The sequence below is a fragment of the Pseudoxanthomonas sacheonensis genome (assembly GCF_031455975.1).
GTDB lineage: Bacteria > Pseudomonadota > Gammaproteobacteria > Xanthomonadales > Xanthomonadaceae > Pseudoxanthomonas_A > Pseudoxanthomonas_A sacheonensis_A.
This window is the reverse complement of sequence record NZ_JAVDTT010000005.1, coordinates 17,739-42,301: the sequence shown is the minus strand read 5'-3', so window position 1 is coordinate 42,301 and position 24,563 is coordinate 17,739. Positions and strand designations below refer to the sequence as shown.

Annotated in this window: 26 protein-coding genes; 9 read left to right on the top strand and 17 right to left on the bottom strand. The window is 64.3% G+C overall.

The features are described from left to right. Window positions 1–16: 16 nt before the first annotated feature. Both J2W94_RS16325 and J2W94_RS16320 read right to left on the bottom strand, forming a co-directional pair. Complete coding sequence (locus J2W94_RS16325) at window positions 17–952, bottom strand: 5'-3' exonuclease (RefSeq protein ID WP_310095720.1); 936 nt, start codon at window positions 950–952, stop codon at window positions 17–19. Further along, window positions 945–1,547 carry a nitroreductase family protein gene (locus J2W94_RS16320; protein ID WP_310095718.1) on the bottom strand — a complete coding sequence of 201 codons (603 nt, stop codon included), beginning with the start codon at window positions 1,545–1,547 and terminating at the stop codon, window positions 945–947. The genes J2W94_RS16325 and J2W94_RS16320 overlap by 8 nt, the downstream gene beginning before the upstream one ends. Window positions 1,548–1,702: 155 nt before the next feature. Between J2W94_RS16320 and J2W94_RS16315 the strand changes: the two genes are divergently transcribed. Together J2W94_RS16315 and J2W94_RS16310 are read left to right on the top strand one after the other, a co-directional pair. Further along, window positions 1,703–3,976, top strand: a complete 2,274-nt coding sequence (locus tag J2W94_RS16315) for a DUF1631 domain-containing protein (RefSeq protein ID WP_310095716.1) — start codon at window positions 1,703–1,705, stop codon at window positions 3,974–3,976. A gap of 612 nt (window positions 3,977–4,588) precedes the next feature. Continuing rightward, window positions 4,589–5,683, top strand: a complete 1,095-nt coding sequence (locus tag J2W94_RS16310; protein ID WP_310095714.1) for an NAD(P) transhydrogenase subunit alpha — start codon at window positions 4,589–4,591, stop codon at window positions 5,681–5,683. A gap of 85 nt (window positions 5,684–5,768) precedes the next feature. Here the strand turns inward: J2W94_RS16310 and J2W94_RS16305 are convergent, their stop codons facing one another. The 4 genes from J2W94_RS16305 to J2W94_RS16290 are packed head-to-tail and all read right to left on the bottom strand — an operon-like array spanning window position 5,769 to window position 7,554. Beyond that, window positions 5,769–6,230 (bottom strand): DUF3106 domain-containing protein, encoded by a 462-nt coding sequence (locus J2W94_RS16305; RefSeq protein WP_310095712.1) that lies wholly within the window; start codon window positions 6,228–6,230, stop codon window positions 5,769–5,771. Between the two features lie 5 nt (window positions 6,231–6,235). Beyond that, entirely contained in the window at window positions 6,236–6,625 is a 390-nt protein-coding gene (locus J2W94_RS16300) for a hypothetical protein (protein WP_310095710.1), read from the bottom strand. Further along, window positions 6,622–7,182: an RNA polymerase sigma factor gene (locus tag J2W94_RS16295; protein ID WP_310096146.1), complete on the bottom strand. Its 561-nt coding sequence runs from the start codon at window positions 7,180–7,182 to the stop codon at window positions 6,622–6,624. The genes J2W94_RS16300 and J2W94_RS16295 overlap by 4 nt, the downstream gene beginning before the upstream one ends. Window positions 7,183–7,203: 21 nt before the next feature. Continuing rightward, a complete protein-coding gene (locus J2W94_RS16290) occupies window positions 7,204–7,554 on the bottom strand; it encodes a hypothetical protein (protein ID WP_310095708.1) in 351 nt (116 codons plus the stop codon). Window positions 7,555–7,693: 139 nt separating this feature from the next. Here J2W94_RS16290 and J2W94_RS16285 point away from each other — a divergent pair, with 139 nt between their 5' ends. Together J2W94_RS16285 and J2W94_RS16280 are read left to right on the top strand one after the other, a co-directional pair. Further along, window positions 7,694–7,993: an NAD(P) transhydrogenase subunit alpha gene (locus J2W94_RS16285; RefSeq protein WP_310095706.1), complete on the top strand. Its 300-nt coding sequence runs from the start codon at window positions 7,694–7,696 to the stop codon at window positions 7,991–7,993. After that, entirely contained in the window at window positions 7,990–9,396 is a 1,407-nt protein-coding gene (locus J2W94_RS16280) for an NAD(P)(+) transhydrogenase (Re/Si-specific) subunit beta (RefSeq protein ID WP_310095704.1), read from the top strand. Before J2W94_RS16285 ends, J2W94_RS16280 begins: the two co-directional genes overlap by 4 nt. 18 nt (window positions 9,397–9,414) lie before the next feature. On the opposite strand, the gene J2W94_RS16275 is transcribed toward J2W94_RS16280, so the two are convergent. Next, window positions 9,415–9,834: a hypothetical protein gene (locus J2W94_RS16275; RefSeq protein WP_310095701.1), complete on the bottom strand. Its 420-nt coding sequence runs from the start codon at window positions 9,832–9,834 to the stop codon at window positions 9,415–9,417. A gap of 253 nt (window positions 9,835–10,087) precedes the next feature. On the opposite strand from J2W94_RS16275, the gene sufT reads away from it, so the two are divergent. Next, complete coding sequence (gene sufT, locus J2W94_RS16270; protein WP_310095699.1) at window positions 10,088–10,639, top strand: putative Fe-S cluster assembly protein SufT; 552 nt, start codon at window positions 10,088–10,090, stop codon at window positions 10,637–10,639. A gap of 327 nt (window positions 10,640–10,966) precedes the next feature. Continuing rightward, on the top strand, window positions 10,967–13,318 hold the full coding sequence (locus tag J2W94_RS16265; protein ID WP_430540638.1) for a S8 family serine peptidase: 2,352 nt from the start codon (window positions 10,967–10,969) through the stop codon (window positions 13,316–13,318). Window positions 13,319–13,637: 319 nt separating this feature from the next. Here the strand turns inward: J2W94_RS16265 and J2W94_RS16255 are convergent, their stop codons facing one another. Genes J2W94_RS16255 through wrbA form a run of 4 tightly spaced genes read right to left on the bottom strand, consistent with a single transcriptional unit; the run spans window position 13,638 to window position 15,806 of the window. Further along, the gene (locus J2W94_RS16255) at window positions 13,638–14,126 is read right to left on the bottom strand and encodes an asparaginase domain-containing protein (protein WP_093287593.1); all 489 of its coding nucleotides are present in this window, start codon (window positions 14,124–14,126) and stop codon (window positions 13,638–13,640) included. A gap of 5 nt (window positions 14,127–14,131) precedes the next feature. Beyond that, window positions 14,132–14,866: a hypothetical protein gene (locus J2W94_RS16250; protein ID WP_310095696.1), complete on the bottom strand. Its 735-nt coding sequence runs from the start codon at window positions 14,864–14,866 to the stop codon at window positions 14,132–14,134. After that, window positions 14,863–15,210: a DUF2069 domain-containing protein gene (locus J2W94_RS16245; RefSeq protein ID WP_310095694.1), complete on the bottom strand. Its 348-nt coding sequence runs from the start codon at window positions 15,208–15,210 to the stop codon at window positions 14,863–14,865. The genes J2W94_RS16250 and J2W94_RS16245 overlap by 4 nt, the downstream gene beginning before the upstream one ends. Continuing rightward, entirely contained in the window at window positions 15,207–15,806 is a 600-nt protein-coding gene (wrbA, locus tag J2W94_RS16240) for an NAD(P)H:quinone oxidoreductase (RefSeq protein ID WP_310095692.1), read from the bottom strand. Before wrbA ends, J2W94_RS16245 begins: the two co-directional genes overlap by 4 nt. A gap of 76 nt (window positions 15,807–15,882) precedes the next feature. Between wrbA and J2W94_RS16235 the strand changes: the two genes are divergently transcribed. Genes J2W94_RS16235 through J2W94_RS16225 form a run of 3 tightly spaced genes read left to right on the top strand, consistent with a single transcriptional unit; the run spans window position 15,883 to window position 17,992 of the window. After that, on the top strand, window positions 15,883–17,160 hold the full coding sequence (locus J2W94_RS16235; protein WP_310095690.1) for a YihY family inner membrane protein: 1,278 nt from the start codon (window positions 15,883–15,885) through the stop codon (window positions 17,158–17,160). Next, complete coding sequence (locus J2W94_RS16230) at window positions 17,157–17,726, top strand: TlpA family protein disulfide reductase (protein WP_310095687.1); 570 nt, start codon at window positions 17,157–17,159, stop codon at window positions 17,724–17,726. The genes J2W94_RS16235 and J2W94_RS16230 overlap by 4 nt, the downstream gene beginning before the upstream one ends. Continuing rightward, window positions 17,726–17,992, top strand: coding sequence for an acylphosphatase (locus J2W94_RS16225; protein ID WP_310095685.1), 267 nt, complete (start codon window positions 17,726–17,728; stop codon window positions 17,990–17,992). The genes J2W94_RS16230 and J2W94_RS16225 overlap by 1 nt, the downstream gene beginning before the upstream one ends. A gap of 156 nt (window positions 17,993–18,148) precedes the next feature. Here J2W94_RS16225 and J2W94_RS16220 read toward each other — a convergent pair whose 3' ends face one another. The 6 genes from J2W94_RS16220 to J2W94_RS16195 all read right to left on the bottom strand — a co-directional run bounded on the left by J2W94_RS16220 (window position 18,149) and on the right by J2W94_RS16195 (window position 24,536). Further along, the gene (locus J2W94_RS16220; RefSeq protein WP_430540637.1) at window positions 18,149–20,197 is read right to left on the bottom strand and encodes a glycosyl hydrolase family 18 protein; all 2,049 of its coding nucleotides are present in this window, start codon (window positions 20,195–20,197) and stop codon (window positions 18,149–18,151) included. A gap of 491 nt (window positions 20,198–20,688) precedes the next feature. Beyond that, window positions 20,689–21,471 (bottom strand): polyphosphate kinase 2, encoded by a 783-nt coding sequence (gene ppk2 / locus J2W94_RS16215; protein ID WP_310095684.1) that lies wholly within the window; start codon window positions 21,469–21,471, stop codon window positions 20,689–20,691. After that, the gene (locus J2W94_RS16210; protein ID WP_310095682.1) at window positions 21,468–21,815 is read right to left on the bottom strand and encodes a hypothetical protein; all 348 of its coding nucleotides are present in this window, start codon (window positions 21,813–21,815) and stop codon (window positions 21,468–21,470) included. The genes ppk2 and J2W94_RS16210 overlap by 4 nt, the downstream gene beginning before the upstream one ends. 4 nt (window positions 21,816–21,819) lie before the next feature. Continuing rightward, on the bottom strand, window positions 21,820–22,338 hold the full coding sequence (moaB, locus tag J2W94_RS16205) for a molybdenum cofactor biosynthesis protein B (RefSeq protein ID WP_310095680.1): 519 nt from the start codon (window positions 22,336–22,338) through the stop codon (window positions 21,820–21,822). 27 nt (window positions 22,339–22,365) lie between these two features. Then, window positions 22,366–24,087 carry a tetratricopeptide repeat protein gene (locus J2W94_RS16200; protein WP_310095678.1) on the bottom strand — a complete coding sequence of 574 codons (1,722 nt, stop codon included), beginning with the start codon at window positions 24,085–24,087 and terminating at the stop codon, window positions 22,366–22,368. Continuing rightward, on the bottom strand, window positions 24,087–24,536 hold the full coding sequence (locus tag J2W94_RS16195) for a GNAT family N-acetyltransferase (protein WP_310095676.1): 450 nt from the start codon (window positions 24,534–24,536) through the stop codon (window positions 24,087–24,089). The genes J2W94_RS16200 and J2W94_RS16195 overlap by 1 nt, the downstream gene beginning before the upstream one ends. Window positions 24,537–24,563: the final 27 nt, after the last annotated feature.

Here is a 24,563-nt window from a genome sequence, read left to right as displayed (position 1 = left end):
CGGAATGCGTTGCTTATTAGTAGTTGGTGTTGTCGCCCAGTCCGGCGGCGCTGCGTAGACGGCGGCGCGTCATCGGGCCGAAACGCAGCGATTCGGAAAGCGCTTCGAGCATGCCGGCGTCGACACTGGCGCGAATGAAGTCGGGCTCCGCGTTGTCGACAGGCGCATCCAGCGCGATGGTCGAGAGCTGCCGCCACAGCAGCGCGTGTTCACGCTGTTCGCGCAGGCGCACGGCCATCTGCGCAGCGCCGCGCATGCGCAGGAAGGCCACTTCGTCGATGCGCGTAAGCAAAACATCCAGGCTGCCGAAATGCGCCAGCAGGATCGCCGCCGACTTCGCGCCGATCCCGGTAACGCCGGGAATGTTGTCGACCGCATCGCCGGTGAGCGCCAGGTAGTCGGCGATCTGCGTGGCTTCCACGCCGTGCCGGGCCTTGACCCCGGCCATGCCCCAGCGTTGCCCGCGCGCGAAGTCCCACTGCTCGTCCGCCTCCCACAGCAGTTGCGACATGTCCTTGTCCGCCGACACGATCACACCGCGGAAGCCACGCGGCCGGGCGGAATGCAGGGCGCTGCCGATCAGGTCGTCCGCCTCGTATTCGCTATGCGCCAGCACATTGAGGCCAAGAGCCGCGCAGAGCGCCTTGCAGTGGGTGAACTGGCGCTTGAGCTCCTCCGGCGCCGGATCGCGATTGGCTTTGTAGGCCGGATACAGTTTGTTGCGGAAGCAGCTGTCCAAGGCCTCGTCGAAAGCGATGGCGATGTGTTGCGGGCGTTCCTGCTCCAGCAGTTCCAACACGAAGCGCGCGAAGCCGTGCACCGCGTTGGTCGGCCAGCCGTCGGCGTCGTGAAACTGGTCCGGCATGGAGTGCCAGGCACGGAACACGTACAGACTGGCGTCCACCAGGTACAGCGGCGACTTCAACGTGGGAGCGGCCGTCGCTTCAGGCATGGTTCGGCGGGCTCACCACCGGCGGATTCCAATCGCTCAGCAATGCGGCCGCGTCGGGGCGCTCGCGTTCGGGCGCCTCCAACTTGGGCGTTCCGATATGGATGAAGCCGACCACTTTTTCGTGCGCCTGCAGGCCGAGCGTGTTCCCGATCGCTTCGTCGTAGGCCGCCCAGCCGGTAAGCCATTGCGCGCCGAAACCCAGCGCCTGCGCCGATTGCAATAGGGCGAAGCAAACGCAGCCGGCACTGAGCAGTTGCTCCTGTTCCGGCACCTTGTGGTCCGGAGTCAGTCGCGCGATCACGGCGATGATCAGCGGCGCGTGCGAAAAACGCATGCGTTCCTTTTCGATCGCCGCCGCGGGCGCATCAGGATCGCGCTGCAAAGTGCGGGCGACCAGGGTCCGACCCAGCGCATGGCGCGCATCGCCTTCGATGCGAAGGAAGCGGAACGGCACCATTTTGCCGTGGTCGGGAACACGCACCGCCGCCGTCAACATACGCAACAGGGTCGAGGGATCGGGGCCGGGAGCGTCGAGCTGCTTGGAGGGAACGGACCGGCGTAAGTCGAGGAACTGCAGGGGATCGGATGCGCGCATGGACACAGTTTAAACATGGACAGGATGTTGCACAGCATCAAACTGCCTAACGGGTCACGGTTGCGGCGGGTTCAGATTCCCTAAGCTGTCGAGGCGGAACTGGGGCCGCTTTCTTCCTCTTGCTTTTTCGCCTGCCAAGGCGGGGAACCTTGCGCATGTCCAGCAGCTATCACAACGCCGAACGCTACGGTCGCGACCCGCGACTGCTGGGCCAGGCGCGGGAAACGGCGGTGCCGCCTCTGGTGGATACCTTCGCCGTGGCGCTGGGCCGTTTCGACGATGCGTTGTTCGACCGCGCCGAGCGCGCCGGCAACTCGCAGATGGCTTTCCTGGATGCGATGCGCGAATTGCGCCGCCGCCGCGAGGAAGTCATCCGCCGCTTCCGCGCCCACCTGGACAAGGCCTGGCAATCGCTGGAGGCCGGAGAGCCGCAGTCCGCGGAAAGCGCACTGGCCGAGCCCACCAGCGCGCTCACCTTGATCTCCGATCAGGAACTGGAATCCCGTCTGGCCGCGCGCAACCTGGCCAGCGTGATTCTGCGCGACTGCAAGACCGTTCTCGTGCGCCTGGATCGCCGGCTGGGCTGGATCGCCGGGAATCTGGTGCTGGACGTCGACCACAACCCCATCGGTCCCGAACATATCGGTGTCGCCATCCATGAGGCCTTCGCGACCTGCGAGCTGACCCTGGAAGTGCGTCTGGTGGTGATCAAGCTGTGCGAGCGCGATCTGGTGCCCGGCATCGGCCGCATCTACGAAGCGCTGGACCAGAGGCTGGCGCAAGCGGGAGTGATGCCCGAGATGCCCGCTACCCGTTCGCCGGCACGCCAGGCACCGCGCGCGCCGGAGCCGATGGCCGACGAAGACGAGGCCAGCGCACCGGCCTGGGCGGCCCGTTTCACCCACCGCATGGCCGGAATGAAGGGCGGCATGCAGGCGTCGATGGGACAACACAATTTCGCCGACGGCCCTGCGGAATATGCCGGAGGCGCGCAGGGCGTGCTGCTGGAAGCATTGCACCATTTGCTGCAGGAATCGCGAGGCAATCGCGAGGCCCCCGAGCCTTCGCGCTCTTCCTCCAGCGACAATCGCCCGCTGTCGCAACGCGAAATGCTTTCGGTGCTCTCCCTGCTGCAAAGCACGCCCAGCGCCACGCTGCGCGCGGCCATCGGCGATACCGGCGAATCGCTGGCCCAGCGCCTGAAGAGCGAAGTGATCAGCGGCGCCACCCAATTGGGCGTGGATCCCTCGACCGCGCGCCTGGCGCCGGTGGATGAGGACGCCATCGATCTGGTCGGCATGCTTTTCGACGTCATGCTGGACGAACGCGACCTGGAAGGCCGCCCGCGCGAGCTGATCGGCCGGCTGGTGGTTCCCTTCGTCAAGGTCGCGTTGCTGGACCGGCGCATGTTCGTGCAGAAGACCCATCCGGCGCGGCGCCTGCTCAACGTGCTGGCCGAGGCGTGCGAGGGCAACAACGGCGAGAGCGCTGCCGAGCGCACGCTGATGACTAAGGTGGAGGAGGTGGTGGATCGCCTGACCGCCGAATTCAACGAAAACCTCGCCATCTTCCTGACCTTGGAAGAGGAATTCCGCGATTTTCTGGGCCAGCACAAGCGACGCATCGAGATCGCCGAACGCCGCGCCGCGGAAATACAGAGCGGCCAGGAGCGTCTGGAAACCGCGCGCGTGCGCATGGCGCTGGAACTGTCCACCCGCCTGGACGGCCGCCATGTACCGCAGGCCATAGACGATTTCATGCGCCAGCCCTGGGCCCACCACGTCACCATGACCGTGCTGCGCGAGGGCGAGGACAGCGACGGCTTGCGCGATGCGCTGGCCCTGGCCGATGGGCTGATGGAAGAACTCACCGAAGCCCAGCGCCAGATCATCGGCAAGCCGTGGCTGCAGGCCTGGCGGCCGTCCCTGCAGAAGGTGTTCGCCAGCGTCGGCATGAACCCCGACGGCGCCAGTTCCGCGGTCGATGCCCTCCACGATACCTTGCAGGCGGTGGCAGCCTCGCGCCCGGATCTGGAAAGGCAGCTTCCGGAGCTGCCGCAGGTCGTGCTGCCGAAGGTGGCGGAGGACGATTCGGTTTCCATCCAGTTAGTCGGCGGCACCGACACGCTGGATTTCGACAGCACCGATGCCGACCACTTCCGCTCGCTGGCGATCGGCACGTGGCTGGACTTCGTGGACAAGGACAATAAGGTGCAGGCGGGCAAGTTGTCGTGGGTCAGTCCGATTTCCTCGCGTCTGTTGTTCGTCAATCGCCGCGGCGTGCGTTTCTGCGTGGCCTCGCCGGAAGAACTGGCGATGATGGTGCGGATGGGGCGGCTGCGCACACACGAGGATGAGGATGCGTTCGATAGTGCGATGCAGGGCGTGATCGAGCGGTTGGACCCGGAAAAGGCGGCGGTCGGCGCCTGATTCTCCAGAATCGTTATCCCAAAGTTCTCCAGAATCGCCATCCCCGCGAAGACGGGGACTCCCGCGACTTACGTGCAGGCCCCAAAAAAAATAAGCCGTCATCCCAGCGAACGCTGGAAGTGCTCCTCAACAGCCGAATGGCTGGTCATCCATTTTGATTTTGCTCCTGCTCCTGCATTTGCTCCTGCTTCTGCCTCCTCCCTTGCGCGCAGCGCAGGGGAGGATTGAGGAGGGGTGCTCTTGATCTTGTTCTTTAGCTCTTCCTTCAAAGCAAAAGCGTTTCGCGCTTTGCGCGAGTCACTTTCTTTGCTTGTGCAAAGAAAGTAACCAAAGAAACACACCCTAACGTCGCGCCCCACGATGAAGCCGTCGGGTCCGCAAGCGGGCCGGGAATTTCCGTAAGGCGCCTCCTGCGCCTCCGGAAACGGCGCACATCCTTGTGCGCCGCCCCTGCGGGGTTTGTCCCGGCCCGCTTGCCGCGCCTCACGGGGATGGTTGGCAAGAGCCAAAGCCAAAGCCAAAGCAGTCAGGCCTAACTTTGTCTTCCAGATCGGCCTTCTTCCCCGCGCTTTGCTAGCATCCGCAGTCTGGAATCGGACGGGTGAGGAAAACATGGCGATTGAAGTGCTGGTGTTGAAGGAGGCGGCGCCCGGTGAGCGTCGCGTGGCCGCCACCCCGGAAACGGTGAAGAAGCTCGTGGCCGCCGGCGCCAGCATCAAGGTCGAACCCGGCGCCGGGCTGGGCGCCGGGTTCGTCGACCAGGCTTATATCGATGCGGGCGCGCAAATGGCCACGCACGACACGCCGGCCCAGGCCGACCTGGTGCTTTGCGTGCAGTCGCCCGATCCCGCCGCGATCGGACAATTGAAGCAGGGCGCGACGTTGGTCGGCATGCTGCAGCCGCAGGCCGATGCGGCACGCGGCGACGCGCTTAAGGCGCGCGGCATCCTCTCGTTCCCGCTGGAAAAGCTGCCGCGCACCACCCGCGCGCAGGCGATGGATGTGCTCAGTTCGCAGGCCGGCATGGCCGGCTACAAGGCCGTGTTGATCGCCGCGCAGCTGGCGCCGCGCTTCTTCCCGATGCTGACCACCGCCGCCGGCACCATTCGTCCATCGAAGGTGTTGATCGTCGGCGCCGGCGTGGCCGGATTGCAGGCCATCGCCACCGCTAAGCGCTTGGGTGCGCAGGTGGAAGGCTTCGATGTGCGCCCGGAAACGCGCGAACAGATCGAATCGCTGGGCGGCAAGTTCCTGGATCTTGGCGTCAGTGCGGCGGGCGAGGGCGGTTATGCGCGCCAGCTCACCGACGAGGAACGCGCCGAGCAGCAGCGGCGGCTGGCCGAGCACCTGAAGGGTATCGATGTAGTGGTCTGCACCGCCGCGGTGCCGGGCCGTCCCGCGCCCAAGATCATCACCATGCCCATGGTGGAGGCGATGAAACCCGGCAGCGTGATCGTGGACCTGGCCGCCGAAACCGGCGGCAATTGCGAGGCGACCAAGCCGGGCCAAACCATCGAACTCAACGGCGTCACCGTGGCCGGCCCCTTGAACCTGGCCAGCATGGGCGCAGTGCACGCCAGCGAGATGTATTCGCGCAACGTGTTCAATTTCGTTTCCTTGTTCGTCAAGGAAGGCGCGATTAATTTCGACTGGAACGACGAACTGCTGGCGAAGACGCGGTGGCCGGAAGTGGTTGCGGCGGAGTAAAGAAGTCGCTGGATCCCCGCCTTCGCGGGGATGACGAATCCTTTATCTGCGCACTGCTAGGACCGGCACCGGTCCTCAATCCGATTTACCGGGGTGGCAATGGCGGCAACGGCGGCGGCGCCTGCCTCGAATCCTGCGGCGCATTCTTTTGTATCCACGCGCGGCGCTGTTCCGGAGTCATGGCCTTCCAATCATCGCGCAACTTCTTGCGCTGCTCCGGCGGTAGGTCCTTCATGCGCAAGAACAGCACGCGTGCCTCTTCGCGCTGGTGGGGGTTCATGCCTTCGAAGCGGCGCATGCCCTTGCGCGCCTGCCGGCGTTGTTCGGGGGTCATGCTCTTCCAGCGCTGTGCGTGCTCCAGCATGCGCGGACGGTCATCGGGATCGCTGTTCCAACGCTCGCGTACCGGTGCGATCAATGCGTCGCGCTGTTGCGGAGTCAATTTCTCCCATTCGGGAAGCGATTGCGCAGGCGTCGACTGCGCCAGCGCGTTGCCGGCCAGCAGCAACAGGCCCAGCGCCAGGGAACGGGAAAGAGCGGTTTTCATTTCGATTACTCCATTGCCAGCGGTTCGGCTTCGGAAGAAGCCAGCCACATGTACAGGTCGGGGTTTTCATCCAGCGCGCTCACGCTGTCCGCATAAACGTCATCGCTGACGAGGGTCGCGACGACAGGTTGAGCGGCGGGCGTGGAGTTCGGCTTCGGCAGCAGTTGCAGCCCGATGGTCACCGCCAGCACGGCGGAGAACGCGGTCGCGGTCGCCCAGCGCCAGGCGTGTCCGCGTCGCGGTGCCGACGTCTGCGCTTGTTGGCGCGCGTTGCGCAGCCGTGCCAGCGTCTGTGGCGAAAGCTCGGTCACGGCCGCGGCATGCAGTTGGCGCATGCGGCCATCGAAGGACTCGCTGGTGCCGATTGTTTTCTCGTTGCCGATTCCCGGGTTCATCGGAAATCCTCCAGTTGTTTTTGCAAAGCATCGCGCGCGCGCGACAGGTGGGTCTTGACCGAGCCTTCCGAACAACCCATGGCCTTGGCCGTATCGGCCACGTCCAATTCTTCCAGCACGCGCAGGGTGAAGGCTTCGCGCTGGCGCGCCGGCAGCTTGCGCAAGGCCAGGGTCAGCTTGGCATAGGCTTCGCGCTGGTCGTGGGCCTGGGCAGGCCCTGCAGCCGGGTCGGCCCAGTCGATCACGCTATCCTCGCCGCGTTCGCTGGCCGGGGCGAAGAAACGCAGACGGAAATTACCGCGCCGCTGCACGTCCACGATCTTGCGCCGCAGGATGCTCCAGAACAACGGCGTCCATTCGGCGGCGGGACGCTCGCGGTATCCCAGCATCTTCATCATCGCGTCCTGCACCGCATCCAACGCGTCGTCGCGACTGCGCAGGCCGGCCTCCGCGAAGCGGAACGCACGGGTGCCGATACCGGCCAGGAACAATTCCAGCGTCGCTGCTGGCGGACGCGCGGCGTTCTCGGGTTTCTGGTCGAAGCCTGCCTGGCTGATGTCGGCACTCACCAGCACAGCTTAGTGCCTGCGATCCCAACGGTAGTCGAAGCGGTCGCCGCGGCGGTCCAGGCGGTTGGCCGCAAGCTGGCCTTTGCGGTCCAGCCGGCGGTCGATATGGCTGCCGCGGGCTTCCAGGCGATCGGCTGCGCGTGGATGGCCGTGGTTGTCAGCCCGGGCCGCGCGCTGGTCGTAGCGGGTTTCGATGCGGTCGCCCTTGAGGTCGAGTCGCTGTTCCACCCGGTCGCCTCTGCGATCCAGACGGTGGTCGACACGGTCGCCGACATCGCCGGCAAGCGCGTCGCGGGCAGAGGCGGCGCCAGCGACGCCCAACAACAATGCAGCGAGCGCCAACAGGGGCTTGTACTTCATCATCGCGGTCGTCCTCATGGCTTGGCGGGTTGGATATGGGGAAGGAAACGCAGTCGCGGGCCAAGGGTTGACCTTGCTGCCAACGGATTCAGGGGCCGGTTATGATGCGGGCAGGGCGCAGTGCCCGAGGAGAGAGTGGATGAGCGACGGTTTCGTGGCCCTGTACATCTTCATGCTGGCGGCCATCGCCGGGCACGTGATCATTTCGCGGGTGCCGGTGATCCTGCATACCCCGCTGATGTCGGGCTCCAACTTCATCCACGGCATCGTGCTGATCGGCGCCATGATCGTCCTGGGGCATGCCGATACCACGCTGGAGAAGGTGATCGGCTTCGTCGCCGTGCTGCTGGGCGCGGGCAATGCCGCTGGCGGCTACGTGGTGACCGAGCGCATGCTGGACATGTTCAAGTCCTCCAAGAAGCCGGAGGCCAAGCCATGAGCTGGGTCACTCCGGAACTGCTGTCGACCTTCGTCAAACTGAGCTATCTGGTCGCCGCCACGCTGTTCCTGCTCGGCCTGCAGCGCATGGCCTCGCCGATGACCGCGCGCAGTGGCATCCGTTGGGCCGGGTTGGGCATGCTGATCGCCACCGCAGCGACCTTCCTGCTGCCGGAGTTGGATAACCATCTGCTGATCTTCACCGCAGTGGCCATCGGCACCGCGGCGGCGTGGATTTCCGCCAACCGCGTGGCCATCACCGACATGCCGCAGATGGTGGCGTTGTACAACGGCATGGGCGGCGGCTCGGCCGCCGCGATCGGCGCGGTGGAACTGCTGCGCTATTCGTCGCAGGGCGGATCTCCCTCCAAGGTGACCCTGCTGCTTGCGGTGATCGGCGCGCTGATCGGCGCGGTATCGCTGTCCGGTTCCATCATCGCCTGGGCGAAACTGGACGGGCGCATGGACAAGCGTTACACCTTCCCCGGTCAGCAGGTATTCAACGCGCTGGTCGCCGTGGTCGCGGTGGCGCTGGGCGGCCTGGCCATGTGGACGCTGGGCGTGCCGTGGATCATCGCTTTCTTCGTCGCGGCGCTGGCGCTGGGCATCCTGATGACCCTGCCCATCGGCGGCGCGGATATGCCGGTGGTGATCTCGCTCTATAACGCGTTCACCGGTCTGGCGGTCGCCTTCGAAGGCTATGTGCTGGGCATCGAGACGCTGATCATCGCCGGCATGATGGTGGGCGCGGCCGGCATCCTGCTGACGCGACTGATGGCCAAGGCCATGAACCGCCCGATCAGCGGCGTGCTGTTTTCCAATTTCGGCGGCGGCGGCGGTGAAATGCAGGAAATCACCGGCTCGCAAAAGCCCATCGAGGCCGGCGACGTTGCGGCGATGATGGCTTTCGCCGAGCGGGTGGTGATCGTGCCCGGCTACGGCCTGGCGGTGGCCCAGGCCCAGCATAAGATCTGGGAACTGGCGCAGAAGCTGATGGAGCGCGGCGTGAAGGTGAAGTTCGCCATCCATCCGGTCGCCGGCCGTATGCCCGGGCACATGAACGTACTGTTGGCCGAAGCGGGCGTTCCCTACGATCTGATCGCGGACATGGACGACGTCAACCCCGAGTTTCCCAACACCGATGTGTCGCTGGTGATCGGCGCCAACGATGTGGTCAACCCGGTGGCCAAGACCGATCCGGCGTCGCCGATCTACGGCATGCCGATCCTGGACGTGGTCAATTCGAAGAACACCATTGTCATCAAGCGCGGCAAGGGCACCGGTTTCGCCGGTATCGAGAATGCGCTGTTCTACGCCGACAACACCCGCATGTTGTATGGCGACGGTGCGGAGATGGCATCGGCGTTGGTGAGCGAACTCAAGGCGCTGGACGGCGGACACTGAGCCCGACGTCGGCATGCTTCAACGTGCAGCGACAGCTGCGGCCACCAGTGCAACCGCCATCCAGATCCGGTCGGCGGTTTGGTTGGCCAGTTGGAATAGCGTCCAGGCGTAGCCCATACCTAGCTTGAGCGCCGAATCCCACGGATTCAGTCCCATGGCGAAACCGATCTGCGTGGCTGCGGTGCCCCAGTTCACCAGCGCAATGATCGCCAGTGTCGCCAGCACCGCCAGCAGCGTGCGCCCCGCCCCGCCCCGCATTCCGCCCAAACGCAGCATCACAGCGGCATCCAGGGCACCCAGCACAGCCATCCAGCCGCAGGGTTTGCCCAGATAGACCGCCAGCATGATCCAGATCACGGCGAAGCAGAGTCCGCCCAATAACAGCATCACCAGCGCAAGCCAGCGTATGGGGCGGTGGGTCAGGGTGGTTTCTTGCATCATGGCTCCAGCGTGACGGCATAGGATACTGTGCCGCGTGCCGTAGCCCCGCGCGCCGTTGCGATCAGCGAGCATTGGCGCCCGATAGCCTTGGGGGAGAGATCCAGAAGCTGCTTTACGCAGTCCTCGGCCGTGCAGTCCACGGTCCGGAACACACAGTTGCCCGCGCTTTATGGCCGCCAACGGGTCGCAGGGCGACGTAGGGCGTAAAATGTCGACTTGCGCCAGCCGGCGCGGCCCCCATCTGGTTGTCATGTATTCCCGCAGCAGCGAACCTGTCCAATTCGAGCGCGATTGCGCCGCCGTCCTCGTGCCGCAGGGCGATAGCGTCACCCTGCCTGCGGGCAGCTTCGGCTACATCACCCAGGCGCTGGGCGGGAGCTATACGGTATTCGTGGAAGGCAATCTGTTCCGCATCGCCGGACAGGATGGCGATGCCATCGGCAAGGAGCCGGCCGAGTCGCTGAGCCTGCCCGAGAACGCCAGCGACGAGGAAGTCGAACAGCTGATCTGGAAGCAGCTGCGCACCTGTTTCGATCCGGAGATCCCGTTCAACATCGTGGACCTGGGCCTGGTCTATGAAGCCAACCTGCGTCACCGCGACGACGGCCAGCGCGAAGTGGAAGTAAAGATGACCCTGACCGCGCCCGGTTGCGGCATGGGCGAGATCCTGGTCGACGACGTGCGCAACAAGTTGGAACTCATTCCGACGGTGGTCGAGGCCGACGTCGAACTGGTATTCGACCCACCTTGGGGCCGGCACATGATGTCGGAAGCGGCCAAGCTGGAAACGGGAATGCTCTGATCCAAGAGGGCCGCGCAACGCGGCACCGTGACGCAGCATGCAAACGATTCCAGTAGTAGCCAACCTTCACGCGGCCGTCACATCGACAGGGCCGTTAGTATCATTTGAAACCGGTTACCGTCACATTTAACGATATCTGTACCCCATTCCGTGAGATTCCTCACTGGAATATCTTGTGCGCATGCCGCACGCCCGGTTAGGTTCGGCTCAGGATGCGTCGTTCGACGCATCCCCAGCGGAAGCGGCCGTCACCACCCCTTGTTCCAAGTCACGGCCGTTCCCGAACAGCCGCATCAGCGGCATCACTACTATGTAGAGGGAACTTCAATGTCGGATGTCTCAAAGCGTCGTCTGCGTTTGCACGTATTGGCGAGTGCCACCGCTATCGCTATCTCCTCGATGTGCGCAATGCCCGCCATGGCGGCAGGCCGCATCGACCTCAGTGGTCTGCAATCCCCCGAGCAGAAGAACTTCGATCGCTTCATCGTCAAGTACCGCGACGGCAGCACCGAGCGCGCGAGTACGGCTTCGCTGGACAGTGCGTTGCGATCCGCAACCCGCGCTATTCCGGCTAAAGCGGGCCGCGCGCTCGAAGTCAGGCAACTGCGCCGCCTGGCCGTAGGCGCTGACGTCGTCCGTTCCGACCGCAAGCTGGATCGCGTAGAAGCCGAATCGCTGATGCGTCAGCTGGCTTCGAATCCGAATGTCGAATATGTGGAAGTCGACAAACTCAACAAACCTCTCCTGACCCCCAACGATCCCCGCTTCAGCGAACAATGGGGCTATGGCACCGGCGCGGGCGGCATTCGCGCTACCGAAGCCTGGGATACCACCAACGGCGCCGGCTCCGTCGTCGCCATCCTGGACACCGGCATCACCACTCACAGCGACCTCAACGCCAACATCCTGCCGGGTTACGACTTCATCATCGACACCGCGGTTTCGGTGGACGGCGATGGGCGTGATTCCAACCCGGCCGATCCGGGCGACGGCTACAACGCCAACGAATGCGGAGCGGGCATACCGGCTTCCAATTCCAGCTGGCATGGCACCCATGTCGCCGGCACGGTAGCGGCAGTGACCAACAACGGCGTGGGCGTTGCGGGCGTGGCCTATGGCGCCAAGATCGTTCCCGTACGCGTGCTGGGTAAGTGCGGCGGCTACGATTCGGATATCGCCGACGCCATCATCTGGGCGTCCGGCGGCACCGTCAGCGGTGTGCCGGCCAATGCCAATCCGGCCGAAGTCATCAACCTCAGCCTCGGCGGTAGCGGCGCTTGCGGCGCCACCACGCAGACGGCGATCAACGGCGCGGTCGGCCGCGGCACGACGCTGGTCATCGCGGCGGGCAACGACAACACCAACGTGTCCAACGCCTCGCCGGCCAACTGCAACAACGTGGTCGCGGTGGGTTCCATCACCAGCACGGGCGCGCGCTCCAGTTTCTCCAACTATGGCGCGCTGGTGGATGTCGCGGCTCCGGGTTCGAGCATCCTCTCCACCTTGAACGCAGGTGCGCGTACTCCCGGCGCGGAAACCTACGCGTCCTACAGCGGCACCTCGATGGCGACACCGCATGTCGCCGGCGTGGTGGCACTGATACAGGCGGTTTCGGCCACGCCCAAGACGCCCGCACAGGTGGAAGCGTTGCTGAAGAGCAGCGCGCGCGCGTTCCCGTCCACGCCTTCGCAACCGATCGGCGCGGGTATCGTCAACGCCAAGGCGGCGGTGGATGCGGCAGGCGGTGGCGGCGGCAACGTCGCTCCGGTGGCCAACTTCACTTCCTCGGCCAGCGGACTCACCGTCAGCTTCACCGACACTTCCACCGATAGCGATGGCAGCATCGCCTCGCGCAGCTGGAATTTCGGCGACGGCACCACGTCCACGGCTACCAATCCGAGCAAGACCTACTCGGCGGCGGGTACTTACACCGTCACCCTGACGGTCACCGACAACGGCGGCGCCACCAACACCAAGACCAGTTCGGTCACGGTGAGCTCGGGCGGTGGCGGCACGGTGTTGAGCAACGGTGTGCCGGTGACGGGCCTGTCCGCGGCCACGGGTGCCTCGCTGAATTACACCATGGTCGTGCCGGCAGGGGCTTCCAACCTGACCTTCACCACCTCGGGTGGTACCGGCGACATGGACATGTACGTCAAGTCCGGCAGCGCTCCGACGGACACGGTGTACGACTGCCGGCCGTACGTGAACGGCAACGCCGAAACCTGCACTTTCGCAGCTCCCACCGCAGGCACTTACTACGTGCGCCTGAAAGCCTATTCCGCTTTCTCCGGCGTCAGCCTGACCGGTAGCTACACCACCGGCGGCGGTGGCGGTACGCAGACGTACACCAATGGCACCGACGTGGCCATCGGCGACAACACCACGGTCAACAGCCCCATCACCGTGTCCGGTCGCAGCGGCAGCGGCCTGGCCAGCACTTCGGTGGCGGTGAACATCGTGCACACCTACATCGGCGACCTGAAGGTGGACCTGGTGGCGCCGGATGGCAGCGTGTACGTGTTGCACAACCGCAGCGGCGGCAGCGCCGACAACATCAACTCGACCTATACCGTGAACCTGTCGAGCGAAGCGTTGAACGGTACCTGGAACCTGCGCGTGAACGACAACGCGGGCGGCGACACTGGCTACATCAACAGCTGGAGCGTCACCTTCTGATCGAAGGCCGCCAGGACGGCGAGTGGAAACCCCGGCGCAAGCCGGGGTTTCTTTTTGTCTGCCGGAAGAGTCTGTTCTGTTGCCCTTGACGTCGCTCCTCTCCCCATGTGGGAGAGGATGCCCGTAGGGCAGGAGAGGGGAGCGTGAGCGCAGCGAGCGTGTTTTCGCTTCCGTCTCCGAGGTTTTGAGTACAAGCCGGAAGATCAAAAGCCGACCCCCTCTCCCGGCCTTCGGCCACCCTCTCCCACAAGGGGAGAGGAGAAGGAAGCTGCGGCACCCCCTACTAAAATCAGGATGTTCTCGCTTTATTCTCGGCGTATCAGTCGGCGGCTTCGAAACGATTCGCGGACACGTTCTTGCGCACTTTCGCCGGGTCCCAGATGCGTCCGTTCATGGCGATGTAGACGCCGGCCGGCAGCGACTGCACCGCACCCACCGCGCAGCCGATGTTGAACTCGGCATCGGAACCGCGGAAACGCGCCGGATTCAGCGCGCCGGTCAGGACGATGGTCTTGCCTTCGATGCTGGACAGCACCTTGGCCGTCGCGACCATGCTGTCGGTGCCGTGCGTGATCAGCACGTGCCGCGCGGCCTGCGCGGCGATGGTGTCGCGCACCAGTTCGCGGTCGGCGTCGCTGATATGCAGCGAATCCTTGCGGATGATGGGGATCACATTGAAACGGAACGCCACCCCTAGCTCCTGCAGGATGCGGCCGATCTGCGGATCGCCGACCTGGAAGTCGGACTTGTCGTCGAAGTAGATCTTGTCGATGGTGCCGCCGGTGGTGACGATCAGTAGTTCTTCCATTTCGCTTACTCCTGCGCGCTCCCGGCCGCTTCGGCCGCGCTCGCTTCTTCGGGTGTGGTGAGGCGATAGTCGCCGTAGAGTTCGCACAGCTGCAGCCATTCGCGGCCGGGTGGACGCATGACTTGGCGCGCGCCCTCGATGCTGCGGCTGAAAGTGCAGCGCGCCGGCGCATTTTCTTCTTCGCTGTCGAGGTCGGCGCCTACTTCGACCATGAAATCCATGTTGTCGTAGTCCAGCGTGCCGGTGCTGCCGTGCAGGCGGTAGGCATGGTATTCCCACGAACAGCAGCTGGCGCGGCCGGCCTCGACCAGATAGCCATCGATCACCGACAGGTCGGAATAGCCGCCACTGAAGAAAAGTTCCAATTTTCCGCTGCTGCGATCGATGCGGTAAAGCTGGCCTTCGCAGTTGGGCCCGGCCCCGCACATGCCACGCACTTCGACTTCGTGATAGCCGTCGCCGTCGATATCGACCAGGCTGGCGCTGCCCATGGTCGTGTACTCGGTCTCCACTTCCACGGTTTTCTGGTCGATCCGGCCGTCCTTGGTTCCGGCGCGCATCCGGTAGCTGCGGATTCCCTCTTTGTCGCAGACCGTGGCCACCGACAGCGTCGATTGATCTGCGTTGGTAGCCATTTGTTCGGCGACCGGTTCGCAGTTCTCGTCGGCGCGGACCTGCGGGGCGAAAATCAACAGGGCAAGGACCGCTAAAGCAGCGACAACGCGCGCAGAAGCGATCATGTGTCGCCTGCCGTTTTCTTCTTGCCGAACCGCGCGCTGACGCCCGGCCAATTGCCGGCCATGATGATCATGATCGCCAATACGACCTCGGTGAGGGCATAGGCGCGTTCGGCGGGCAAGGTATAGGCTTCCATCACCCCATGGCTGAACCAGAACAGGCCCAGTACGCCGGCCCAGAACACGGCCTTGGCGTTGCCGCGCAGCACGCCGACCAGCAGCAGCAACGGCGGCAATGTGAAGAAGATCATCGCGGCCACACGCAGCTTGCTGTCGTGGAACCACAGAGAGAACAGCACCGACAACGCGAACAGCGACAAAGCCAGGACCACGCGCGACGCCTTCATGCCGCCGTCCCCAGACGCCTGGCGATCTCGGCCACGCGCCGGCCCAACGAACGGGCCAGGATCGCTTCTTCCTCGCTCAGCTGCGGATCGTCCGCTACGCCGGACACATGGCTGGCGCCGTAAGGCGTACCGCCGCCGCGTGTCGTGCTCAGGGCCGGCTCGGTATACGGCAGGCCGACGATCACGCAACCGTGATGCAGCAACGGGAGCTGCATCGAAAGCAGCGTCGACTCCTGACCGCCATGCTGGGTGGCGGTGGAGGTGAAGACCCCCGCAGGCTTGTTCACCAGAGTTCCGCTGGCCCACTCGGCACCCAGGCCATCGATGAAGTGCTTCAGCGGAGCGGCCATATTGCCGAATCGGGTAGGGCTTCCGATCACCAGCCCGACGCATTCCGCCAGGTCGCGCGTGTGCACATACGGGGCGCCTTCGTCCGGTTCCGGCGGCGAAGCCTGCTGCGTCACCGCGGCCACAGGCGGCACCGTGCGCAAGCGCGCGCTCATGCCCGCGATTTCGCCCACACCGCGGGCGACCTGCTTCGCCAGCCGGGCCACCGAGCCGCCACGGCTGTAATAGAGCACCAAAATTTCCGGCATCGCCCCGCCCAATCGTTCCAATGGTGCCTAGTATCGGCGATGTCGCAGGCTCCGCGCATCGGGTACCCTTCCGCCAATGGAACCGCTGGATTCATTGAATCGCTGGACCGAACGCATGCGCGACCGCGCGCGGATGGGTACCTTCGCGCGTTTCCTGGCCAAGCGCTTCCTCGACGACCGTCTGTTCCAGGCCGCCGCCGCGCTGGCCTACACCACGGTCTTCGCGCTGGTGCCGCTGGCGATGGTGGTGTTCGGGGTGCTGTCGGCATTCCCTGTGTTCAGTGAATGGAGCGATCAGCTCAGCGATTACATTTTCTCCAATTTCGTGCCCAGCGCCGCGAGCTCGGTGTCGGGGTACCTCAAGCAGTTCTCGGCCAGCGCCGGCAAGTTGACCATCGCCGGCGTCATAGCCCTGGTGGTGTCGCTGCTGATCACCTTGAATAGCGTGGAGGCCACCTTCAATCGGATCTGGCGGGTAGGCACGACCCGCCCGCAGCTCAGCCGCTTCCTGGTGTATTGGACGGTGCTCACCTTGGGCGCGTTGGTGGCGGCGGCCTCGCTGGCGATCTCCGTGCGCTTCTTCGCGTTGCCGGTTTTCGCGACCAGCGGCGGCAAGGTCCTGCAGACGCTGAGCCTGACCCTTGCGCCGGTGTTGATCGAATTCGGCGCCATCGCCGCGATCTACCGCGTGGTGCCCCACCGCACCATCAAGCTGCGTTACGCGGTGGCCGGCGCACTGATGGCGACGATTCTGCTGGAGATCATCAAATGGGCGCTGGGCGTCTATCTGGGCAGCTTCAATTCGTACCAGAACATCTATGGCCCGCTGGCCGTGCTGCCGATCCTGCTGCTGTGGATCTATTTGGGCTGGGCCGCGATCCTGCTCGGCGCCTCGTTTGCCTCGGCGATCGCGGCGTTCCGCTACCAGCCGGCGTCGATGCGGTTGCCGCTGGGGTACGAGTTCTATGCATTGCTTCGCCTGCTAGGACGCTTCCATGAAGCACGCGCCGAAGGCAGGGGCATGCACAGCGATCAGATATTGAACTTGGAACCGATTCTGACCGATTCTCTGGCGCAGCAGTTGCTGTGCCAGCTAGGCGACATCAACCTGTTGCGCCGCGACGAACATGGCGAGTGGCTGCTGGCGCGCGACCTGGACGACATGACCCTCGCCGAGCTGTATGAGGCTTGCCAGCTGAGGGTTCCGGTGGCCGAGGCGCACCTGCCTTGCCATGACGACATGCTGGGTGTCGCAGCCCGCAACGCGCTCGACGAACTGCGTATCCCACTGCGTGTGCTGCTGAAGCGCAGGGTCAGCGACCTCTATACGAACAAAGGCAACAGCGGAATATGAAATACAGAGCAATGCTTTACGGCGCGTTTTTCCTGCTTGCCCTGGCGGCGTGCAAACGCGATGCGGTGGCTACTCCGGTTGCGGCAACGCCACCAGTGGTGCCGGACGCCACCGCGCCGGATGCCGCCTCCAACCAGGCGACCGCGGAGATCCCGGTGTTGAAAGTCGGGACGGTGGACGGACCCGCCTACGAACTCGCGGCGCATCGCGGCAAATGGGTGGTGGTCAACTTCTGGGCTACCTGGTGCGCGCCCTGCATCAAGGAGATGCCCGAGCTGTCGGCGCTGGACAAACAAAGAGACGATATCGAAGTCGTAGGCCTGGCCTACGAGGAGATAGAGCCGCAGGCCATGCGCGAATTCCTCAAAGCGCGCCCGGTGGGCTATCCCATTGCCATTCTCGATGTGTACGACCCACCCAAGGATTTCGCCACGCCACGCGGGTTGCCCATGACCTATCTGATCGCACCGGAGGGAAAAGTAGCCAAGCAATTCCTGGGCCCGGTCACCGCCAAAGAGATCGAAGCGGCGGTCGCTTCCGCCGGTACGGCAAAAGCGGGAACGTGATGCCGGCGTCGCGGTTCTGGGTCAGCGGCAAGGTGCAGGGAGTGTTTTTCCGTGCGTCCACCCGCGAACAGGCATTACGTCTGGGCCTGTCGGGCAGCGCGCGAAATCTCGACGACGGTCGGGTGGAAGTGATCGCTGCGGGCGACGGCCAGTCGTTAGAAAGCCTGGCGCGCTGGCTACAGGAAGGTCCACCTGCAGCGGAAGTTGCGGAGGTCGTGCGCGAGGACTGGGAAGGGCCGGTACCGCAGGGTTTTCATGTCGCCTGAGTGCCGTAGGGCGGGCATTGCCCGCCGCGTTTCCGTGCCGCGCAAAAAGAGCCGGCGGGCAGTGCCCGCCCTACGATTTTCAAAAATGTTAGGGACGCCACATAAAAACAGGGCGCCCTTCCGGCGCCCTGTTCCTGCTTCCAGACTTCTGCTGCCTTACTGCAACCCGTTGCCGACCGTCTTGGCCAGGGTGCCTTGAGCGTCGTCGCCGCTGAATTCCCAGAAGAACGCGCCGCCCAGGTTCTGGACCTTCACGTAGTTCATCTTCTCGGTGACCATCGCCGGAGTGTCGTAGCTCCAGAACGTGTTGCCGTCGTACTTCCAAGTCGCACGCGCATTGGCGTCGGTGTAGATCGTGCCCGGCCGGTCCTTCAGCACCTTGTAGTCCTCGTTGCCCGCCTCGTACGTGCCCGGCGCTGCGCTGCCGGTCTGGTACAGGCCGTTGTTGACGTTGGCCACGTTGGTCCAGCCACGGCCATAGAAGCCGATGCCCAGGTTCAACTTGCTGGCGGGTACGCCGAGCGCCAGGAACGCCTCTATCGCATCGTTGCTGTTGTAGAACTTCACATTGCCCGTGGACGGATCGTTGGGCGAAGCGAACAGCGCCGAGTGGTGGTTGGTGCGGGGTTCGAACGCGCCATGGAAGTCGTAGGTCATCACGTTGATGAAATCCAGGTACTGGTGGTACTGGCCCGGATCGGTGGCGGCGATCTTGTCGACGCCCGCGCCTGGTGCGATGGTCAGCAGCAGGCCCGGACGCACCAGGTTGAGCTGACGGCGGAACTCGGCCAGCAAGGCGGTGAAGTTGGCGCGATCTTCGGCGCCGCCGCATTGCAGGCCGCAGGCGTTGGGGTATTCCCAATCGATGTCGATGCCATCGAACACGCCAGCCGCCGCACCGGTACCGCCCGCGCCGTCGGTGACCGGCAAGTTGCCACGGATGTACGCATTGACGCAGGAGCTCACGAACGCCACCCGATTCTCAGGACGCGCCGCGCTGGCGAAGCCGCGCGACCAGGTCCAACCGCCCAGCGAGATCAGCACCTTGATATTGGGATACTTGGCCTTGAGCTGCTTGAGCTGGTTCCAGTTGCCGCGCAGGGGCTGGTCCCAGGTATCGGCGGCGCCGCTGACGCTTTCTGCCGCGCTGAAGGCCTTGGTGTAATCGGCGAACGCATCGCCACCGGCGCCAGTGGCTTCATTCGAGGGAATGGTGAGGCCCACTTCGCAAATGTTGTTGCGCACGTTACCGAACGCATAGTTGATATGCGTGAGCTTGGCCGCCGAGCCGCTGGTGTCGATGTTCTTGACCCGGTAGTTGCGTCCGTAGATGCCCCATTGGGTGAAGTACCCAAGCACGCGCTTGCCGCCACCGCCACCACCCGAGTTGGTCATCGCGCTGATCTGCGTGCCCTGTGCGGACGCATTGCCGGCATTGTCGCGGGCGCGTACCCGGTAGCTGTAAGCCGTGGCGGCGCTGAGTCCGCTGTCGGTATATCCGACGCCGGTGGGCGAGCCGACCAGACTGCCGTTGCGATAGACATCGTATCCCGCAATCCCACTGCCACCCGCGTTATCGGTCGATGCCGTCCAGGTCAGGGTAACGCTGGAAGAAGTCACCGATGATGCTGCGAGTCCGGTCGGTGCGCTGGGTGCGGTGGTGTCGGGGGTGGTGACCGGATTGACGGTGATGTTGACCAGCGCGGAAGTGCCGGTGGCACCGGCGTTGTCGGTCGCCACGGCTTTCAGCGCGTAACTGCCGGCGGCGGCGTTGGTCCAGCTGACGCTGTAGGGAGCGCTGGTGTCGATGCCCAGCGAAGTAGTGCCGCGGAAGAATTGCACCTGCGTCACCGTGCCATCGCTATCGGCGGCGTTGGCCGAGACGGCGATCGTGGCGCCTGCGCTATAGGTCGCGTTGTTGGCCGGGGAAGTCAGTGCGACCGTCGGCGACTGGTTACCGCCGCCGGTGCTGCAGGTGCCCAGATCCAGATACCAGCCGCAGCTGGGGCAATGGGTAGGGGGCGCATTCCAGATAGCGGTCTGCGCCTGATAGAGCTTGCCCTGATAAACGAGCTTGTCGCCGGGGTTGTAGATGGTGGATGCGTTCCATTGAGCCACGCCGGTGCAGCTGACGCTTTGCGCCTGTGCGGGCGCCATCCACGCCGCCAGCAGGCAGGCGGACAGCAAGGCCTTCGTTATTCTCATGCTCATAGTGCGTTCTCCAGATACCTGACGGTGAGGATCGACGCAGACGCAACGGCGTCTGCGATTCGCTTGCGCGCGGCGATGCGGCTGCGGCGCGTTTGTTCCCTCAGGCAAGAACGACAAAGGTGCAGTTGGATGTTGCGAGGCCGTGAACGTTACGCCTGCATGCGATGTGCGGCGCTGTTGGGCGGGTCCGACACTGGTGGGCAACGGTAATCGTGTCAAGGCATCGCATGCGCATATTGCAGCGATCGTCACACTAAGGAATGCAGTGCGCGATGCGGATGTCCGCATGCTGCCGAAACAAGGCTAAGCAGGTGTCGTGCCGCGTCTTTGGATTGTCCCGCATCGGTCAGAAAGAGCCATGAATGGACAGCGTGAGCAACGCGCGAACGCATGCCGGACACTTAAAGTCATCGGCGAAATGTCTTTTCGTCGTGACATCGCGACACGACCGTCATCCGACGAGCCAAGCAAGCGCATCCCACCGGTCAGTCGTTGGCGTCGTAGCCGGTAATGGGCTTGACCACGCCGAAGCGTTCCTTCAGCGGCTTGGACTTCAACGGTGGAAAGTCGAGCTCCGCATCCGGCACCTGCGTGTCCGGTAGCCGGTGCAGCAGGTCGCCAATGAGAGTGAGCCGCCCACGCCGCTGGTCGTTGAAATCCACCAGCGTCCAGGGGGCGATCTTGGTATGCGTCGCTTTCAGCATGGCTTCGCGTGCTTTGGTGTAGTCCGCGTACTTGGCGCGCGCCTGAACATCGATGGACGACAGCTTCCATCGCTTGAGCGGATCTTGCAGGCGTTCGGCGAAACGTTCCTCCTGTTCGGACTGGTCCACCGTCAGCCAGTACTTGAATAGCAGAATGCCGTCGTCGACCAGCAGCTGTTCGAACACGGGCGCCTGCTTCAGGAAAGCCCGGTACTGGTCGTCGTTGCAGAAACCCATTACCTTCTCGACGCCGGCGCGGTTGTACCAGCTGCGATCCAGCAAAAGAATCTCGCCGGCCGCTGGTAGATATGGCACATAACGCTGGAAGTACCACTGTGTGTTCTCGCGTTCGCTCGGTTTGGACAGCGCCACGACATGGCATTGGCGTGGATTGAGATGCTCGGAGATCGCGTTTATGACGCCGCCCTTGCCGGCGGTGTCGCGACCTTCGATCACCACCACTATGCGTTTTCCGCTGTGCTGCAACCACCGCGACATGTCCACCAGTTCAAGCTGCAGCGGCTCGAGCAGCTTCTCGTATTCCTTGCGCTTGAGCTTATTCATTTCTTCGCTTTCCTGCGGCTGACGGCATGCGTATCGGCCATGGTGCGCACCACTTCCAGCACTGCGCCCTGCTGCTTCGTGTTGAGCGAGCGGTAGGCGGCCAGAAGATCGTGTTCGCCCTTGGTGCGGGCCGGATCGAAGGTGCTGGCCAGTTCCGACAGCAAAGCGCCCGCAGGCACGCCGAACGTGCGCGCCAGCGCGTTGACCTGTTCCTTGCCCGGAAGCTTGTCGCCGCTCAGCCAGGCTTTGACCGTGGCCACGCCAGCGCGTGGAATCGCCGTGGCGATGTCGGTGGCGGTGAGGCCGCTGGCCTTGGCCAGCAGTTGCAGCGTGTTGAGCGGCATGCGCTTACTCCTTCAAGCGGGGTCGCAAGGTGGCGAGGTTGCAGGGTTTGGTGCGCGCATCCAATTGCGCGCGGATGATCTTTTCCCAGGCGGTGGTGCAGGCCGAGGTCGAGCCGGGCAGGCAGAACACGAACGTGCCGTTGGCCAGACCGGCGAAGGCGCGCGACTGCAGCGACGAAGTGCCGATCTCCTCGAAGCTGATCGCGCGGAACAGTTCGCCGAAACCCGGCATTTCCTTGTCCAACAGCGGCAGCAGCGCTTCGGGCGTGGAATCGCGGCCGGTGAAGCCGGTGCCGCCGGTGACCAGCACGCCATCGATGCTGTCGTCGGCGATCCATTTGGAAACCAGTGCGCGAAGCCGGTAGCGGTCGTCCGGCAGCAGGGCGCGTTCGGCCAGCGCGTGTCCTTCCGCTCCGAGCGCGCCGATCAGGTAGTCGCCCGACTTGTCGTCGGCGAGCGTGCGCGAATCGGACACGGTCAGCACGCACAGGTGCAAGGGAATGAAATGGGTATTGGCGCTCATAGCGGTCAGCCTACCGCATCGAGGAGCTCAGCCGAAGGCCTGCGGCGGTAGTCCCTGGTGGGCGCGCTCCGCCATTCTTCGTGCCGCGCCCAGGAAGTCCCGGGCGAAGCCGACCATGTCGAACAATCCCCGCTGCCCACGCGCATGCGCCAACGCGGTCCGTACGCGTGACAACTCCATTGGATCGCGGATCAGCGCTATCGCCTTGCGTACGAAGGCGTCGTCGCTGTCGACGTTCATTTCTGTAAGCCCGAGGTGATGATTGAGGCTGCCGGCCACGCGCGATGCGAAGGTCGACCCCGGTCGGGTCAGCACCGGGCACCCGGCCCACAGTGCATCGGAGGCGGTGGTGTGGGCGTTGTAGGGATCGGTGTCCAAGAATAAGTCGGCATGCCCGTACAACGACAGGTACTGGTCGTGCGGTAGCTTGCGCGTGAATACCAACCGCTGCGGATCCACACCTTGTGCTTGCGCAGCCTGGCGCAAGCGCCGGTCCGAGAGGCCCGGCCCGGAGAGCAGCCACAACGTGCTGCCGGGTGTGCCTGCAAGGACCCGCATCATTCGCTGAAAACTCGCTGGGTTGATCTTATAGCTGTTGTTGAAGCAGGCCAGGATCGCGCCCTCATGAGGCAGGCCATAGTGTTCGCGCGCCAGGGGAGGCCGGACTTCGCGCTGGATGTCCGAAGGCTGAAAGCAGCGCGGCAACCACGCGACCTGTTCGGAAAAGTAATTCGCCAGCGAGGGCGGCAGCACGAAGCGGTCGGCCAATACGTAATCGATCCAAGGTGCGCCCGAGGTGCCGGGATAGGCGAGCCAGTTGACCTGCACCGGCGCGGGCCTGCGCGCCAGTACTTCGGGTGTGCCGCCGCCGCCCCAACCGCGCAGGTCGTAGAGAACGTCGATGTTCGATTGGCGGATCCGCTGGGCGACGGCGTCATGGGCCTGGCCGGCGACTTCATGCAGGACTGCCGTCCGTGCGAGCCGCTGCCGGATGGCGCTTCCATCGTCGGCACGGGTAGCGAACAGATGGACGACCACTCCGGGCATCGCCGCCAGCGATTCGATAAACGCGACGATCAGCGCGCCGGTCGGGTGCGCGCCGAAGCCATTGGAAAGCATGCCCAGGCGTAGTGTGGTATCGGCGATGGTCGTTGCCGGCGCCATCGGCTGCAGTTGTCGCGCGACCATCGCAGCGCGCGTCCTGGCGCAGGCCAGTTGTTCGTCTGGCGAGGCGGATTCGCTTAGAAAAGCGAACGGTTCTACGGCTCCCTCATGCCGGGTCACCGAACGTCGGGTTTGCAGCGAAAGCGCATCCAAATCTCGCCAGTCGCACAGTTTGCGTCGCCAATGCAGCAGATGCGCCGCCAAGGCGGGGTTATCCGGCATGAGCCCATGCGCGCGGGCATAGGCATCCGCTGCGCCTTCCGCATCTCCGGCGTCTTCCAGCGCATGGCCCAGCCAAAGTGCGATGCCCGGATGCTGCGGCGCCGCCGCCGATGCCGCATGCAACGCCACCGCCGCTTCGCCATAGCGTTGACTTGCCCATAGCGACCGTCCGATCCGCGCCTGAGCTTCGGGATGGCCCGGTCGCAGGGCGAGCGCTCGTTCTGCGGCCGCTTGGCCAGCGGCCAGGTTGCCTTCGTCGAGCTCGGCATCGGCCAGCATGACCCAGGCAATGAAATCGCCCGGATTCTGGCGCACCTGCTCGCGCAGCAGGGAGGGCGTTTCCTGGAACATCGTTCCGGCCATCAGTCCAGATGCAGCCGAAAGCGCAGCGTGCCCTCGTAAGGCTCCCAGCCCATGTGCCGATAAAGCGCCTGGGCGCTGCGGTTGTCCGGGTCGGTTTCCAGCTCCAGCCGGATCGCGCCGTCGGCCCTGGCGAAGTCGGCCGCCGCCTGCAACAAGGCGCGAGCGATGCCGGTGCGGCGTGCGGAAGCCTGCACGTAAAGATCGTTGAGGATCCAGGAACGCCCAGCACGCACGGAAGAGAAGGAAGGGAACAACTGGGTGAAGGCGACCGCCTCGCCATCGAGTTCGGCCAACAGGATCACCGACTGTGCGTGCTGCAGCCGCTCGCCGATGAAACGACGAGCCAGCGCCAGGTCCGAGGGCTGTTGGTAGAACACGCGGTAGAGATCGAACAGCGGTGCGATGGCCTCCGCATCCTCCACGCTGGCACGACGAATCTCGATACTCATGCAGTCTCCTCTTGCTGTTGGACGGGG

Coding starts and splice junctions, on each gene's coding strand:
- J2W94_RS16230 (WP_310095687.1), top strand. CDS start 17,157: ATGAAATACAGAGCAATGCTTTACGGCGCGTTTTTCCTGCTTGCCCTG.
- J2W94_RS16300 (WP_310095710.1), bottom strand. CDS start 6,625: ATGAACCCGGGAATCGGCAACGAGAAAACAATCGGCACCAGCGAGTCC.
- sufT (WP_310095699.1), top strand. CDS start 10,088: ATGTATTCCCGCAGCAGCGAACCTGTCCAATTCGAGCGCGATTGCGCC.
- J2W94_RS16315 (WP_310095716.1), top strand. CDS start 1,703: ATGTCCAGCAGCTATCACAACGCCGAACGCTACGGTCGCGACCCGCGA.
- J2W94_RS16235 (WP_310095690.1), top strand. CDS start 15,883: ATGGAACCGCTGGATTCATTGAATCGCTGGACCGAACGCATGCGCGAC.
- J2W94_RS16265 (WP_430540638.1), top strand. CDS start 10,967: ATGTCGGATGTCTCAAAGCGTCGTCTGCGTTTGCACGTATTGGCGAGT.
- moaB (WP_310095680.1), bottom strand. CDS start 22,338: ATGAGCGCCAATACCCATTTCATTCCCTTGCACCTGTGCGTGCTGACC.
- J2W94_RS16280 (WP_310095704.1), top strand. CDS start 7,990: ATGAGCTGGGTCACTCCGGAACTGCTGTCGACCTTCGTCAAACTGAGC.
- J2W94_RS16285 (WP_310095706.1), top strand. CDS start 7,694: ATGAGCGACGGTTTCGTGGCCCTGTACATCTTCATGCTGGCGGCCATC.
- J2W94_RS16250 (WP_310095696.1), bottom strand. CDS start 14,866: ATGATCGCTTCTGCGCGCGTTGTCGCTGCTTTAGCGGTCCTTGCCCTG.
- wrbA (WP_310095692.1), bottom strand. CDS start 15,806: ATGCCGGAAATTTTGGTGCTCTATTACAGCCGTGGCGGCTCGGTGGCC.
- ppk2 (WP_310095684.1), bottom strand. CDS start 21,471: ATGAATAAGCTCAAGCGCAAGGAATACGAGAAGCTGCTCGAGCCGCTG.
- J2W94_RS16305 (WP_310095712.1), bottom strand. CDS start 6,230: ATGAAAACCGCTCTTTCCCGTTCCCTGGCGCTGGGCCTGTTGCTGCTG.
- J2W94_RS16245 (WP_310095694.1), bottom strand. CDS start 15,210: ATGAAGGCGTCGCGCGTGGTCCTGGCTTTGTCGCTGTTCGCGTTGTCG.
- J2W94_RS16320 (WP_310095718.1), bottom strand. CDS start 1,547: ATGCGCGCATCCGATCCCCTGCAGTTCCTCGACTTACGCCGGTCCGTT.
- J2W94_RS16200 (WP_310095678.1), bottom strand. CDS start 24,087: ATGGCCGGAACGATGTTCCAGGAAACGCCCTCCCTGCTGCGCGAGCAG.
- J2W94_RS16325 (WP_310095720.1), bottom strand. CDS start 952: ATGCCTGAAGCGACGGCCGCTCCCACGTTGAAGTCGCCGCTGTACCTG.
- J2W94_RS16225 (WP_310095685.1), top strand. CDS start 17,726: ATGCCGGCGTCGCGGTTCTGGGTCAGCGGCAAGGTGCAGGGAGTGTTT.
- J2W94_RS16255 (WP_093287593.1), bottom strand. CDS start 14,126: ATGGAAGAACTACTGATCGTCACCACCGGCGGCACCATCGACAAGATC.
- J2W94_RS16195 (WP_310095676.1), bottom strand. CDS start 24,536: ATGAGTATCGAGATTCGTCGTGCCAGCGTGGAGGATGCGGAGGCCATC.
- J2W94_RS16310 (WP_310095714.1), top strand. CDS start 4,589: ATGGCGATTGAAGTGCTGGTGTTGAAGGAGGCGGCGCCCGGTGAGCGT.
- J2W94_RS16275 (WP_310095701.1), bottom strand. CDS start 9,834: ATGCAAGAAACCACCCTGACCCACCGCCCCATACGCTGGCTTGCGCTG.
- J2W94_RS16220 (WP_430540637.1), bottom strand. CDS start 20,197: ATGAGAATAACGAAGGCCTTGCTGTCCGCCTGCCTGCTGGCGGCGTGG.
- J2W94_RS16210 (WP_310095682.1), bottom strand. CDS start 21,815: ATGCCGCTCAACACGCTGCAACTGCTGGCCAAGGCCAGCGGCCTCACC.
- J2W94_RS16290 (WP_310095708.1), bottom strand. CDS start 7,554: ATGAAGTACAAGCCCCTGTTGGCGCTCGCTGCATTGTTGTTGGGCGTC.